12 protein-coding genes are annotated in these 14,935 nt (G+C 51.5%); 6 read left to right on the top strand and 6 right to left on the bottom strand.

The window, feature by feature from the left end; genetic code table 11:
• From NSU01_RS25160 to NSU01_RS25145, 4 genes are all read left to right on the top strand, one after another.
• On the top strand, nt 1–834 hold the full coding sequence (locus NSU01_RS25160; RefSeq protein ID WP_076244508.1) for a carbohydrate ABC transporter permease: 834 nt from the start codon (nt 1–3) through the stop codon (nt 832–834).
• A gap of 23 nt (nt 835–857) precedes the next feature.
• On the top strand, nt 858–1,883 hold the full coding sequence (locus NSU01_RS25155) for a glycoside hydrolase family 130 protein (protein WP_042138984.1): 1,026 nt from the start codon (nt 858–860) through the stop codon (nt 1,881–1,883).
• Nucleotides 1,884–1,911: 28 nt separating this feature from the next.
• Nucleotides 1,912–2,874 carry an alpha/beta fold hydrolase gene (locus NSU01_RS25150; protein ID WP_076244510.1) on the top strand — a complete coding sequence of 321 codons (963 nt, stop codon included), beginning with the start codon at nt 1,912–1,914 and terminating at the stop codon, nt 2,872–2,874.
• Between the two features lie 162 nt (nt 2,875–3,036).
• A complete protein-coding gene (locus tag NSU01_RS25145; protein WP_076244512.1) occupies nt 3,037–4,626 on the top strand; it encodes a sensor domain-containing diguanylate cyclase in 1,590 nt (529 codons plus the stop codon).
• Nucleotides 4,627–4,716: 90 nt separating this feature from the next.
• Here NSU01_RS25145 and NSU01_RS25140 read toward each other — a convergent pair whose 3' ends face one another.
• The 3 genes from NSU01_RS25140 to NSU01_RS25130 all read right to left on the bottom strand — a co-directional run bounded on the left by NSU01_RS25140 (nt 4,717) and on the right by NSU01_RS25130 (nt 9,349).
• A complete protein-coding gene (locus tag NSU01_RS25140) occupies nt 4,717–6,483 on the bottom strand; it encodes an ABC transporter ATP-binding protein (protein WP_218639449.1) in 1,767 nt (588 codons plus the stop codon).
• Nucleotides 6,483–8,240: an ABC transporter ATP-binding protein gene (locus NSU01_RS25135; protein WP_042138979.1), complete on the bottom strand. Its 1,758-nt coding sequence runs from the start codon at nt 8,238–8,240 to the stop codon at nt 6,483–6,485. Before NSU01_RS25135 ends, NSU01_RS25140 begins: the two co-directional genes overlap by 1 nt.
• 551 nt (nt 8,241–8,791) lie before the next feature.
• Nucleotides 8,792–9,349 carry an SMI1/KNR4 family protein gene (locus NSU01_RS25130; RefSeq protein ID WP_042138977.1) on the bottom strand — a complete coding sequence of 186 codons (558 nt, stop codon included), beginning with the start codon at nt 9,347–9,349 and terminating at the stop codon, nt 8,792–8,794.
• A 200-nt stretch (nt 9,350–9,549) separates the two neighbouring features.
• Between NSU01_RS25130 and NSU01_RS25125 the strand changes: the two genes are divergently transcribed.
• Nucleotides 9,550–10,614: a suppressor of fused domain protein gene (locus NSU01_RS25125; protein WP_076244674.1), complete on the top strand. Its 1,065-nt coding sequence runs from the start codon at nt 9,550–9,552 to the stop codon at nt 10,612–10,614.
• 73 nt (nt 10,615–10,687) lie between these two features.
• Here NSU01_RS25125 and NSU01_RS25120 read toward each other — a convergent pair whose 3' ends face one another.
• Both NSU01_RS25120 and NSU01_RS25115 read right to left on the bottom strand, forming a co-directional pair.
• On the bottom strand, nt 10,688–11,758 hold the full coding sequence (locus NSU01_RS25120) for a HAMP domain-containing sensor histidine kinase (protein ID WP_197074266.1): 1,071 nt from the start codon (nt 11,756–11,758) through the stop codon (nt 10,688–10,690).
• Nucleotides 11,755–12,426: a response regulator transcription factor gene (locus tag NSU01_RS25115; RefSeq protein WP_076244514.1), complete on the bottom strand. Its 672-nt coding sequence runs from the start codon at nt 12,424–12,426 to the stop codon at nt 11,755–11,757. Before NSU01_RS25115 ends, NSU01_RS25120 begins: the two co-directional genes overlap by 4 nt.
• A gap of 177 nt (nt 12,427–12,603) precedes the next feature.
• Here NSU01_RS25115 and NSU01_RS25110 point away from each other — a divergent pair, with 177 nt between their 5' ends.
• Nucleotides 12,604–13,710: an AI-2E family transporter gene (locus NSU01_RS25110; protein ID WP_076244516.1), complete on the top strand. Its 1,107-nt coding sequence runs from the start codon at nt 12,604–12,606 to the stop codon at nt 13,708–13,710.
• Between the two features lie 297 nt (nt 13,711–14,007).
• On the opposite strand, the gene NSU01_RS25105 is transcribed toward NSU01_RS25110, so the two are convergent.
• Entirely contained in the window at nt 14,008–14,823 is an 816-nt protein-coding gene (locus NSU01_RS25105) for a helix-turn-helix transcriptional regulator (RefSeq protein WP_076244518.1), read from the bottom strand.
• Nucleotides 14,824–14,935: the final 112 nt, after the last annotated feature.

Genomic DNA, 14,935 nt, shown 5'->3' with positions numbered 1-14,935 from the left:
ATGCAACCATTCAAATACAGCGCAGCTTCTTTCTTCAAGTACCTCACCTTAGTCTTAGGCGCGCTTGCCGCCCTAATTCCGATCATCGTCGTCTTCTTCGCCTCGCTCAAAACCAATGCGGAGTATGCCAGCACCGGACCGCTTACCATGCCGGAGAACTGGCTGAATTTCACCAACTATACCAAAGCTTTTGTCGACGGCAAAATGCTGCTGGGCTTCATGAACACCATCATCATCGTACTGATCTCCATTGCCGGCGCTACCCTGACCGGATCGATGATGGCTTATATTCTCGCCCGCTTCAAATTCAGAGGCAGCAGCCTGCTGATGGGCGCTTTTCTGCTGGCAACCCTGATTCCGGGCGTAACGACACAGGTTGCTACCTTTCAGATCATCAACTCGCTGGATTTGTTCAATACGCGCTGGGCGCCCATTCTGATGTATCTTGGAACAGACATTATCGCCGTATATATTTTCATGCAGTTCCTTGATTCGATCTCCGAGTCGCTGGATGAATCGGCCATGCTGGACGGGGCATCGTACTGGACGATTTACTGGAGAATTATTCTGCCGCTGCTGAGCCCTGCCATTGTTACGGTCATTATCGTGAAGGGCGTTAACATCTACAATGACTTTTATACGCCTTTCCTGTACATGCCAAAAAGCAGCCTGCAGGTCGTCTCTACCGCGCTGTTCAAATTTAAAGGGCCTTACGGCTCGCAGTGGGAAGTCATCTGTGCGGCGATTATGATTGCGATCATTCCGACGCTGGTTGCCTTCGTCTCCTTGCAAAAGTACATTTACAACGGCTTTGCACAAGGTTCAGTAAAATAAAAAACATTTGGAGGAATCCTACATTGAAAGAAGTTAAGCTGACTACTGACCAGAATATCCCGAACATGCCTTGGCAGGACAGACCCGCAGGCAATGACCATCCGGTGTGGAGACACAGTGACAACCCGGTCATCAAACGTAATCCGGCCAAAGGTGTTGCCCGGATCTTCAACAGTGCCGTTATTGCCTATGAGGGCAGCTTTCTCGGCGTGTTCCGTGTAGAGGACAACACTACCCGCCCTCACCTGCGGATGGGCCATAGTGCGGACGGTCTGGACTGGACAATCGATGACGGGCCGATTCAGTTTATAGACGAAGCGGGCCAGCCGTATGCACCGCGTTATGCCTATGACCCGCGTCTGGTGAAGGTGGAAGACACCTATTACATCATCTGGTGTACAGATTTCTATGGTGCTGCCATCGGGGTAGCCAAGACACAGGATTTCAAAACGTTCATCAGCCTGGAGAATCCGTTCCTGCCGTTCAACCGCAACGGCGTGCTGTTCCCCAAGAAGCTGAACGGCAACTTCGTGATGCTGTCCCGGCCGAGCGACAGCGGACACACGCCGTTCGGCGATGTCTTCCTGAGCGAAAGCCCGGACTTCGTATACTGGGGCAAACACCGTCATGTCATGACCAAGGGCGGACAAGGCTGGTGGCAGAGCACCAAGATCGGCGGCGGTCCAGCCCCCATCGAAACGAGCGAAGGCTGGCTGATGTTCTATCACGGGGTTACAGGAACCTGCAACGGCCTCGTGTACAGCATGGGTGCGGTGATTCTGGATAAGGACGAGCCGTCGAGAGTCAAATACCGCTCGAGAAACTTCGTGCTTACCCCGGAAGAATGGTATGAGGAGAGAGGTTTCGTCAACAACGTGCTGTTCCCTTGCGCTGCGCTGACCGACGCTGAAACCGGCCGTATCGCCATCTACTACGGCGCTGCCGATACCTATGTAGGCGTGGCTTACACTACTGTACAGGATATTGTGAACTACGTCATCGACACCCATGAGGAAGTGGGCGATGATGCCGGCCTGGGCAAGATCTAGGACATCATCAACCCTAAGGAGAGTCAGCATGAACGAAAGATCACTGCCGCAACTGCAGGCATACGAAGGCAGCAGCCCGAGGCCCGTGGACTTTGAGGACTACTGGGATCGTGCGCTGCGCGAGCTGGATGCGCAGCCGCTGGATTATGAGCTGGTGCCGGCGGAATTTACGAGCCCGTTGGCGGATTGCTTCCATCTGTATTTCACCGGTGTCGGCGGAGCCAGAATACACTGCAAATATGTAAGGCCCAAGACCCTATCCGGCGGGAAGGGCGGCCCGGGAGTGGTCATGTTCCACGGCTACGCCTGTGACAGCGGCGACTGGCTGGAGAAGGTGGGGTATGCCGCCCACGGGATCAGCGTACTTGCCATGGATTGCCGCGGCCAGGGCGGATTGTCCGAGGATAACCTGACCGTTCAGGGCACAACGGTCCGGGGGCATATCATCCGCGGGATCGATGATCCGGACCCGGATCATCTGTACTACCGCAATGTATTTCTCGATACCGCCCAGACCGCGCGTATCCTGATGGCCATGCCGGAGGTTGACCCGGAGCGGGTCGGCGCCTTTGGGTTATCGCAGGGCGGCGGGCTTACTGTTGCCTGTGCCTCGCTGGAGCCGCGCATTAAGGTGGCCGTACCTGTATATCCGTTCCTCTCCGATTATAAGCGGGCCTGGGAGACGAATATTACAACCTCTGCCTATGAGGAGCTGAACTATTATTTCCGCTTCTTCGACCCGCATCATCTGCGAGAGGAAGAAATTTTTGGCCGCCTGGGCTATATCGATATTCAGAATCTGGCAGACCGGGTGCAGGCTAAGGTGCTGTGGGTAACCGGGCTGACAGATACCATCTGTCCTCCTTCGACCCAATTTGCTGCATATAATAAAATCACGGCGGACAAGGAACTTCTGGTATATCACGAATACGGCCATGAGTACCTTCCGTATCTTGCCGACCGGACACTGCATGCATTTATGGTGTTGTGATATGAAAAACAGCCCGTTCACCATTGTGAACGGGCTGTTTTTTGTTGTCTTTTTTCTGAAACTAATCATTAATTCTCCTGCAAATAATCCATTCTCGAACAATACTATAATTCATTGTAATATTAAGTAACTATGTTTTCAGACACCAAGGAGGATTGCAGGTTGCTTAATAGGTTAAATAATGCGCTTCTCATAAGTAATAAGCTGAGTCTCACAACGCTGCTAACGGGGCTCGTGACGCTGGTAATTCTGCTAACTTCGGGTATTCTTCTGGTGGGTTCATATGAGTCCAAGAAACGATCATTGACGGAGACGACGCTCCATCTGAATTATATTAATGCTGACCGTATGTCGAGGACGATGGATTCCTTATTTCTATCCATGCAGGGCAGCTTGAAATACAATGCCGGTATATTGTCCGGTATCGAGACCATGGCACCGGAGAAAGTGAATGAATATTTAGATCTGATGCGCAGCAGCAGCAATTTCTTCAATTCTATGACAGTGGTCGAAGCAAGCGGATTAATCCGCAATGTATCACCTGTCAGCTTGGGAACAGCAGGTAAGCACATCACCTCCAGCAATAGTCTGGAAGCCTTAGCGGTCCAAAAACCGTATATATCCTCCCCGTATCTGACAGCAAACACTAAGCGGCTGATCGTGTTTTTGAGCCAACCGATCGTTGGTAACACCGGTACATATCTCGGAATGTTAAGCGGCACGATCTATCTGCAGGAGAATAATGTCCTGTCTGAAATTTTTGACAACGGCCAGGAGGAGGATTCCGGCGCTTATTATTATATTGTGGATTCGGACGGGCATCTGGTGTATCACCCGGACAAGCAGCTTATCGGAGAGAGTGTCAGCAGCAATGCAGTTGTCCAAAGATTGATGAATAAGGAGAGCGGGGAGCAACAGGTGCGGAATACCCGGGGCACCGAGCTGCTTGCCGGCTACTCGAGCGTTCCGTCCAATGGATGGGGAATAGTGGTTGTCTCACCGATTGGTCAAATCCATAAGGAACTGATCGGCCACATTCGTATCCTGATCGGGTATTCCTTATTCCCGTTTATCATCATGCTGCTGGGCGTTATTCTCCTGGCGCGCAAGTTTGCGAGCCCCTTTGTCTACCTGGCCAATGTGGTGAGCAAGATGGGGAAGGAAAAGATAGAATTACGGGAAGCGAAGCAGTATTGGAGCCGGGAAGCTTATTTGCTGACCAATGGTGTATTGCTTGCCTTGGCCAATATTCAGGAGCAGACCGATCAACTGACCCAGGAAGCTGCGACGGATGCTCTGACAGGCCTGATGAACCGGAGATCCCTTGAACAAACGATAAATCAGTGGATAACCGCAGATTTACCCTTTTCACTTGTCATGCTGGATGTAGATAAGTTCAAACGCGTTAACGACACTTATGGCCATAACAGTGGTGATGAAGTGTTAATACATATTGCCAGGGTGGTGGCGGCCTCTCTCCGCCCGGACGATATCTGTTACCGCTATGGCGGTGAAGAATTCGTTATTCTCCTGGCCCGCACCACGCCTGAAGAAGCCTTTAACGCAGCTGAACGCATTCGCCGGGCAGTAGAACAAAGCGAGGCACCGGTTCCTGTGCAGGTTACGGTTTCTCAGGGCGTCGCGCATTATCCATCGCATTCCCCTGAACAGGAGGGCTTGCTGGAGAAGGCGGATCAGGCGCTGTATCTGGCGAAGAGCGGGGGGAGGAACCGAACGGTTATCGCTGAATGAACACGAAACAACGGCAGGCTCATTTACGAGCCTGCCGTTGTTTTGCGGTTTTTATGTGAAGGAAGCTCCACATTGCAGGGCAAGCTCCGCTTAGGAAGCCTGCTCAAACTGGCTGTTATACAGCTCGGCGTAGAATCCGTTCTTCGCCAGCAATTCTGTATGGCTGCCGCTTTCCAGAATATCGCCGTCCTTCAGGACCAGAATCACATCGGCGTTCTTGATCGTGGACAGCCGGTGGGCGATGACGAAGGAGGTTCTGCCCTCCATCAGCTGATCCATCGCCTGCTGAATCAGCAGCTCAGTCCGGGTATCCACGGAGCTGGTAGCTTCGTCAAGAATGAGCATCGGTGCATCCTTCAGCATCGCGCGGGCAATGGTCAGCTGCTGCTTTTGTCCGGCGGACAGGTTGACCTTATCGTTCAGGACGGTATCATATCCGTCGCTAAGGCTCTGAATGAAGCGGTGCAGGCCAACCGCCTTGCAGGCTTCTACAAGCTTCTCGTCTGTGATATTCTGCTGATTGTAGATCAGGTTCTCCCTGATTGTGCCTTCAAACAGCCAGGTATCCTGCAGCACCATGCAGAACAAATCGTGGATGTTCTCCCTCGTCAGACTGCTGATCGGTGTGTCATCGATGTAGATTTCTCCGCCGGTCAGCTCGTTGAAGCGGATGAGCAGATTGACGAGCGTAGTTTTGCCTGCGCCGGTCGGGCCGACGATGGCCACCTTTTGCCCCGGCTTCACTTCTGTCGAGAAGTTTTTGATCACCAGGTTCCCGGAATTATCGTAAGCGAATTTCACCTGGTCAAAGCTTACTTTGCCTGCCGCTGTTGCCAGTGTGTTCTCTTTGCGGGTCTCGTCTTCCATTTCTGCTTCTTCGAGGAATTCAAACACGCGTCCGCCTGCGGCCGATGCCGATTGCAGGTTCTGCGCGGCCTGGGCGATCTGGGATAACGGCTGGGTGAAGTAACGTACATACATAATGAAGGCGACGATAACCCCGAAGGAGATAGTTCCATCCAAGGCCAGTACAGCGCCAACGACACAGACGGCGACGAAACCGAGATTACCGATAAAGCCCATCAGCGGCGGCATCAGTCCGGAGAGGAATTGCGCTTTGAAGGCGCTGTTCTTCAATCCCTGATTTAATTCCTGGAAGGTGGTGCGCATCTGCGCTTCACCGTTGTAGGCTTTTACAACGTTATGTCCGGTATAGACTTCCTCAACATGACCGTTGATTTTGCCCAAGAATTCCTGCTGGCTGGCAAAATACTTCTGCGATTTCTTCATAATAACCGCCATCAGGCCGAAGCCGATGATTGTCGCTACGATAGCGGTAAGGGTCATAATTACATTGGTCCGGAGCATCATGATGATCGAACCGATGAACATGGCTACGGCAGTTACGACTGTACCTATGCTCTGATTCATTGCCTGGCCGATGGTATCCACATCATTCGTTACCCGGGAGAGGATATCCCCTGTGGCCGACTTATTATAGTAGGAGATCGGAAGCCGGTTCATCTTATGAGCCAGATCGGTTCTTAATTTCTTGGAGACCTTCTGGGTAATATTCGACATGATCAGGCCCTGCGAGAGTGAGAGCACCGCGCTGATGGCGTAGATCACGACGAGGGTGATGCCGATGGCAGCAATGCCGTCCATATCGATCCCGCCTGCGAGACCGGCAGTGATTTTGTCCGTAATCTCGGAGAGCATATCCGGACCGAGCAGGGTGAGCACGGTTCCGGCCGCCGCGCAGATCAGCGCAATGACGATCACCGGAACGTATTTACGGCAGTAACGGAGCAGCTTGCTCCAGGTATTCTGTCCTTTAGCTTTGGTTTTCATCTTCATTAGGCGAGCTCCTCCTTGGTCAGCTGTGAGTAAGCAATTTCCTGATAGACGGCGCAGGTTTGCATTAATTCGTCATGCGTGCCCATACCGGCAATTTGCCCGGCTTCCAGCACGATGATTTTGTCGGCGTCTTTAATCGTGCCAATGCGCTGGGCAACGATCAGCATCGTGGACGCATGAGCGTCTTTCTTCAGCTCGCTGCGCAGCTTGCGGTCCGTCTTATAGTCAAGCGCCGAGAACGAATCATCGAAGATCAGAATTTCCGGGCGCCGGGCAATCGCTCTGGCAATCGACAGCCGCTGCTTCTGTCCGCCGGACAGATTGGAGCCGCCTTGGGCGATGTGGGCCTCATAGTTGCCCTCCAGCTTTTCCACAAATTCAGAGGATTGGGACGTGTACACCGCATCTACAATATCGGAGCTGAGCACCTGACCGGCACCATTCTCGCCAAAAGCGATATTCGAAGCCACCGTTCCGCCGAACAGTACCGCTTTCTGGGAGACATAGCCCATTTTATTACGCAGCACCTGCTGGTCGTATTCTTTGACATTGATGCCGTTCACGAGCACTTCGCCTTCGGTAGCATCATAGAAACGGGGAATGAGGTTAACGAGCGTACTCTTGCCGCAGCCTGTTGAGCCGATAAAAGCAACCGTCTCGCCCTGCTTCGCCGTAAAGCTGATGTTCTCCAGCACATAATCCTCTGCGTCCGGATATTTGAAGCTAACCCCTCTGAATTCAAGCTCATCCTCACGCTTCACAGGGAAATGAGTGACTGATCCGTTCTTCAGGCTAGGCACGGTTTCCAGCACTTCATTAATACGTTTGGCCGATACCTGGGCGCGGGGCAGCAGAATGAAGATCATGATCAGCATCATAAAAGCCATAACGACCTGCATCGCGTACGATGAGAAGACAATCATATCCGAGAACAAGCCCATCTTGGCGGTGCCGTCGGCTGCTTGAATAATTACAGCACCAATCCAATAGATGGAGAGGCTGAGTCCGCTCATAATCAGGGAAATACTCGGCATCAGCGTTGTCATTACATTGTTGGCAAACAAATTGGTGCTGGTTAGCTCGTTGTTGGCGGAGGCGAATTTCTCTTCCTGGTATTTCTCGGCATTGTAAGCCCGGATGACCCGCAGACCGTTCAGATTCTCTCTGGATACGCGGTTCAGATTGTCGGTTAACTGCTGCAGTTTCTTGAATTTAGGAAGAACGAGAGTGATGCAGACGGCGACAATCAGCACCAGCAGCCCAACAGAGGCGCCTGTCGCCAGCGTCCACTGCCAGCTTTTACCCGTAATCTTAAGAATAGCCCATACGGCAAGGATTGGCGCCTTGACCAGCAGCTGTAAGCCGATAACAATCAGCATCTGGACCTGGGTGATATCATTCGTGGAGCGGGTAATCAGGCTGGCGGTCGAGAAGTTGCTGATCTCCTCCATCGAGAAGGACTGCACCTTATCGAACAATTTGGCGCGTAATCTGGCTGACAGGTCGGCCGCGATTCTGGCGGCAATCCCTGCCACGACGATCGAGGTCGCCAGACTGCCCAGGGCACAGAGCAGCATCCAGGCTCCGGCCGTAATGATCTCACTCATTTCGCTTCCCGGGGTCTGGATCAGCCGGGTGATGTCACTCATGTAGCCGGGCAGCTCGAGATCCAGCCAGACCTGCGCGATAATGAACATGAGGCTGATGCCGAATAAGAACCATTCTTTGGGCTCCAGATTCTTCAGTAATTTCAACATAAGAATGACTCCTTTGCGTGTTTGTTGCTATGATCGTACCGGAGAATGATAAACTGAAAATTAACTTTTGCTGAAACAAGCTGAAAATACTATGAAAAAGAGGCCGTCCCAGGAGCGGCCATGAGACTTGCTATGATAAAGAGGCTTTCCCGGGAGCGGCGAGGAGACCGGCTGTAACAAAGAGGCCGTCCCGGGAGCGGCCATGAGACCGGATATGACAAAGAGGCCGTCTCGGGAGCGGCCATGAGACTTGCTATGACAAAGAGACCATCCTAGGAGCCGCCATGAGGTGGCCGTTCAGCTTGGGATAGCCTCTAGTCTGGTAAGAGTCATCAAAATCCTGTACAAAATACAACAATTCCCTCGTCAAATCGGCCAAAATTCGAAATTGTTGTACAAAATACAACATTCCACTTCCATTTAAGCGTTGTAGCGGGATAATTGTTGTATTTCATACAACAATCCTTCTGAACACCTGTGGTTCTTGGGATCAAAGTTGCAATTTGTACAACAATTAGCAAGTTCGGCGATGCGATTTATACCTCACTGCTTCAAGAATTATAAAGGACATCTTCCGCCGAGACGGTTCCCCGGCATAGCTCTTCGAAGCTGCCGGCAATCCATGCTGCGTCGTCATAACCCAGGTTGCCGGAATGGGCGATGAGGATGGGATAGGCACCGTCTTCCCGGGCCGTGCGCATATCCCAGATATAGTGATGGCCGCTGCCGTCCATGGCAAAGGGAACCCCGCCCGGCATGTATTCAGGGAATTCGTATGCAAGCATCATGGAGCGTAACTGGTCCGTACCGAACAGCTGGACATACCGTTCACCGTTGCCGAATTCTCCGCCGTTGGAGTAACGCAGGAAATGCAGGTAGTCAGCAGGCAACGGCATGTCCGGAATGGTCCAGAGTGCCGGATCGAACGGCCGGTATACGGCATGAAGCGGATCGGTAACCGGAAAAGGATTCCGCTGCCGTCCGGTAATCTCCGCGATTTCCTCTTGCGTCAAAGGCTTGTGCCACTCCTCAGCGAAGCGTGTCAACTCAGGCTGAGGCGCCCCCGGATGCTTCTGGTAACAAATCTCAAACAACGACTCTACATTCATCTTCTGGTAGCCCTCCTTAAGTCTTGTAGATTTAGTGTAACATGAACAAGAGCGGTGGGTTAATCAGGGCAATCACCTGGAGGCAGTTGAACATTGCACTGGTTATAGCTGCTTATGATAGAGAAATTCCGGGTAATGAACGGGAGATTAAGGGCTTGAATGGGCCAGTTATACATAAATTTGAATCCGGAGGGAACATAATGAGCGAAGAAGAAGTGGAAGCAACCGGTTGGGATGCCATTGAGGAACAGATGTCGGGTTTGTATGGACAACAGGAGCCGAAGCATTATGCTGCCTTGTTGCCTTACATGCTGGGGGGAAAGGACCCGCTGAACGGAATCAGTGCCTATAAGGCGGAGCTGCCTTATCCCCATTGGCACTTTGTAACCTTCGGATTCTCTGAGCTATATGACAAGGAATCAGAGGACCCGGAATACAGCGGCTACGGATTTGAGCTGACCTTCCGGCTGGCACGTACTGCCGGAGAAGAGGAGCCTCCGGCCTGGGCGATGAACCTGCTGCAGAACATGGCCAGATATGTGTTCAGCAGCGGCAATGTTTTTGCTTCCGGACATTATCTGGATGCGAACGGTCCTATCTGTCTGGGTGCAGACACGAGACTGACCGCTCTGGCTTTTACCGGTGATCCGGAGCTTCCGGCTATGGATACCCCGAATGGACGGGTAGAGTTTCTGCAAATGGTGGGGATTACCGCCGATGAACTTGAAGCCATGATGTCTTGGAATACCAACGCATTCCTGCAGGCCAGCCAAGAAGTACTACCTGCATTTATCACCGATCTTGGACGGGATTCACTGCTGCGGCTTCCGGTAATAGAGGATGCAGTGCGGCAGGGGATTGAACGTGACGGGTCCCAGACAGGCATCCTGTATGTGGATCAATTGGACTTCGAGCCTGGCAGAAATCGTCTGCTCAGCAAAGCACCGGCCGTCCTGGCCATGGGGGCACAGCAGGCAGCAACGGTAGCCAGGCTGCTGCGCGGCCGTCTGCTGAAGGGCAGGAAGCTGACGCTCACCAGCCCTAAGCTGCGGGTTGTGCTGGAACCGGCACAAGAGACTGGCTGCAAGGAAGACGGCGGGAACATCCGCATCAGCCTAAGTGAAGCTGCTGTTCTGGAGCTGGAATCGAAGCTTAAGCCTAAGGAAAGCGAGTTCAAGCTGTCCACTGCCAAAGAACTGATGATACGGGTGAGAAAGACGTATATCAAAGACCAGGAGGGCAAGGTAGTGGATACCATCGGCTAATAGGGGGGCGGTCATGTGGACCGCCCTTTGTTGAGTAATCATCGAAGATAAGGCCCCACTTTGTGGGGATGTTTTATTTGGTGGACGGCAGCTTCTTTGAGGCAGGGAGCAGCAGGGTAAAGGTGGTTCCTTGCAGCGGAACACTATCACAGGTGACGGTTCCGCCGTGCAGCTCAGTGATTTTACGGACAATGGTAAGCCCCAGCCCATTACCGGCGGTGGAGTGGGAAGTATCCTGCTGATAGAACTTGTCGAACACCCTGGGAAGTGCAGCCGCACTGATCCCGGCACCGTTATCCCGGAAGCTGATTTCGATCTTGTCTTCGGCCTGCCGCATCGAAACTTCGATTTCGCCATGCTCGGGAGTGAACTTAATGGCATTGTCGAGCAGATTCAGCCAGACCTGATTCAGCATCTCTTTATTCCCCGGCACCTCATAGTCCTGTACGTTGGCTGTGATGGATATATGCTTTTTCTCCATTTTGGGATGCAGAAGTAAGACACATTGGCGGATCTGTTCGCCAACGTTGAAGGGCTCGCGGCCCGTTAATATCGTCTGGGCCTCCACTTTGGACAGGCTCAGGACGTTGGAGGCGAGGGCGGCCAGACGGGTGGATTCCTCAATGACAATATCCAGATATTCATTCCGTTCTTCCTTGCTCAGCTCATCATCCTTGAGAATTTCGGCGAACCCTTTGATCGACACAATCGGGGTGCGGAACTCATGCGAGAAATTGTTGATGAAATCCGTGCGCAGAATCTCAATGCCGCCCAGCTCATCCGCCATCCGGTTGAAATTAGCGGAGAGAATCTTGAATTCTGGCGGATTATTGAGCCGCAGCCGGGTGGTGAAATCTCCTCCTGCCAGCTGGTTGGTGGCATCGATGAAGGTACGGATGGATTTCAGCATCCTCCGGCTGGCCAGACCCGAGGTGACGGTGCCGATCATGATGCAGGCAATTAATGTGATAAAGGTAAGGACTTTGAAATCCTGAATGATACGTTCATTGAGCACACCGAAGACCGTCAACAGATAGACCAATACACCGGTAATCAGCACGGTAATGAGGAAGATGATAAATACAGCAAGCGAGAAGTAGAGCGACAGGCCGATTTTACCCGTCAGCCTCTTGATCATGTTCATGTTCTCACCGCCTTATATCCGAGCCCGCGGACAGAGACCAGCTCGAACTCCGGATAGGCTTCAAAACGTTTGCGCAGGCGGTTGATATGCACATTCACTGTAGTATCCGTGCTTTCGCTGTCCATCCCCCAAATCTCGTCCATCAGCTGGATGCGGGTGAAGATGCGCTCCGGATAGGATAAAAGCTTATAGAGCAGATAGAATTCCTTCTGCGGAAGCGTCTGCTTGTCCTCGTCCCGGGTCACGGTTAATGTGTCATAGTCCAGATGAACCCTGCCGATCACCAGCTTACGGGCACTCGCAATCTGCGAGCGGCGGAGAAGGGCCTGGATTCTCAGCAGCATTTCTTCTGTATCCACAGGCTTGGTCATATAATCATCGGTTCCGAGCCGGAAGCCTTTTTTCTTATCCTCAGGTAGCTGTTTGGCTGTGGCCATTAGGATGGGAATTCGATTGTCCGCTTCCTTGAGCTCTTCGGCAAATTCATACCCGTCCATCTCCGGCATCATAATATCCAGAATAATCAGATCGATATGCTGGACTTCAAGAACCTTCAGAGCTTCTCTTCCATTCTCAGCCGTTACCACGTCATAACCTTCCCGTTTCAGCACAGCGTTCATCAGCTTGCGTACATGCTTATCGTCTTCTACAACAAGGATCTTTATCATGGTTTCACTCCATAGGTTGTCGGATTTGACCGCGTTTCCCCATCATTCTAATGTAAAAAAAGGCTAAAGACAAAATCTTTAGCTTTTCTTTAGACTCGATTTAGTCTGAATTAAGAATGACGCACTATATTATAGGGAAAAGAACCGCCGGTTCAAATATGAAAACGGGAGTCACTCATGGCCAAACTGAATTTGTTTATCCGCATTTGTATTGCAGTGCTGCTGGTGCTGGGAATTATCTATGTAAGCTCACTGGTGGACTTTATTTTCACACCTATTATCTCGCTGTTCAGTGTTGTCATTGTGCCGTTAATGCTGGCCGTCTTCTTCTATTATCTGCTGCGTCCCTTGATTGATTACCTGGCCTCCCGCAGGCTGAACAGGACAGTTGCTATCTTGCTGGTCTATCTGGTTATCGCGGTGCTACTGCTGGGATTCACGGTAGGCGTCTGGCCGTCGCTGCAGAATCAGCTGGTGAATCTGGCTAATAATATGCCTGGCGTATTCAATGCCGTGGGAGAGCAGCTGACGAAGCTGGAGGACAGCGATTTGTTGTCGAAGCTGATTCCTGCGGATATGAATCCGGCCAGCCAGCTGATGGATTATTTGAATAAAGGCTTTTCGCTATTGACGGTCTATGTGTCGGGGCTATTCTCCTTCGTCTCCAATTTCGCCATTGTACTCTTTACCTTTCCGATCCTGCTGTTCTACATGCTCAAGGAAGGCGGGAAGTTCGGCGACAAGCTCGTTAGCTTCTTTCCAAAACGTTATCATGAGGAAGGTGCGTCCGTTGTTGCTGAAATCGACGGGGTGATGAGCAGCTTCATCGTCGGCAGGGTGCTGGTCAATCTGGCGCTGGGCGTGCTGATGTATTTCGGTTTTCTGCTGATTGGGCTGCCGTATGCGCTGCTGCTGACACTGGTGGCTGTGCTGATGAACTTCATTCCATTTATCGGGGCGATTCTGTCCACGGTACCGATCTTCATCTTCGGTCTGATCGAGTCGCCGTCCACGGCCATCTGGTCGATTGTAGTTGTGCTGGTGGCGCAGCAGATTCAGGATAACCTGGTGTCGCCTTATATCTTCGGGAAAAGCATGGATATCCATCCGCTGACCACGATCATTCTGGTCCTGGCGGGCGGCGATTTCGGCGGAATTATCGGCATTCTGCTGATTATTCCCGTCTACATGATGCTGAAGATTATCACAGTCAAGCTATATCAGCTGTTTGTCCGGCAGCGCTGGGAAAAGGAACCGGAGGTGCCTGCGGAAGCGGGGGATTAAGCTGTGTGCGGGTAAGACCGGGAGGCCGTTTTTAGGCTTTCCGGTCTTTTTGGACTTGATGATGCTTAGTAACTGAGCCGGGATTGGCTCTGATGGTGAGAGATAGAGGGATAAATCCCACTAACGGCGCCGGAAATGGTCCGAATGGTGAAAATAGAGGGATAAATCCCACTAACAGGGCCGGGAATGGCCCAAATGGTGAAAATAGAGGGATAACCCACTAATAGCACCGGAAATGGCTCTGATGGTGAAAATAGAGGGATAAATCCCACTAATAGCGCCGGAAATTCATAACGCTTACTGCGCGGCCTGTTTTCTGAACTCGCTGGGCGTTACCGATAGTGCCTGCTTGAAGATTTTACAGAAATACATAGAGGAATTGAAGCCACAGGCATTCCCGATCTCCAGAATGGACAGAGTGGAATTCACAAGCAGATTGCAGGCATGCTGGATCTTGATATTGTTCAGGTATTGGATCAGGGTGAGACCGGTCGCTTCTTTAAAGACATGGCATAAATAATATTTGGACATAAAAAACTCTTCGGCGATTTCTTCGATTTTGCTGATCCGGTTATAGTTCTGACTGATGTATAGCAGGATCGGGGCGAAGTTTGCGTAGGCCGCAGGCACATGCTCCACTCTGGGTGATCTTACATTCTCATTCAGGATGTTCAGGATATCCGCTAAATAGATGAAAATCCGGTTAGAGGGATCATCAATGTTCTCCTTTTCGAGCAGCAGCAGCAGCTTCTTAATTCTCGGAAAAGTTTCTTTGCTGGTAGAGATGATTTCTTTGTCGAAGCAGCTCAGCAGCGACTGAATCGAGCGGTCCGTGAAGTGCAGCCGCAGAAAGCGGTCGGTGAAATACAGGCAGGTCCTGGCGCAGGAGTGGTTGCCCCGGCTTTTGTGAAAGGAATTGGGCTTGAATAAGGCCACGTCATGCATCGTGATGTCATACAAGGCGTCATTGACCACGAAATGATGATAGCCGTCTTCAAGAAAATATAGCTCATAAGAGTTGTGATAGTGGAACGCCGGCATCTCGTAGTTGGAGTCATGTTTCTCGTATTCCATGGAGAATAACGGATGGGCTTGATATAAATCAGCTTTCATAATGACGCCTCCCTTATCTATAGCAATATAATACAACAAATCGTGAAATGAACAATATACTAAAAGATTATTGCTGTGATTTGCTGTATATTCGAGTCAATAAATATAGAGT

The organism is Paenibacillus sp. FSL H8-0259, assembly GCF_037963255.1.
Taxonomy (GTDB): domain Bacteria; phylum Bacillota; class Bacilli; order Paenibacillales; family Paenibacillaceae; genus Paenibacillus_AQ; species Paenibacillus_AQ phytohabitans.
The sequence above is the reverse complement of the archived record's forward strand: the minus strand, read 5'-3'. Positions and strand labels throughout refer to the sequence as shown.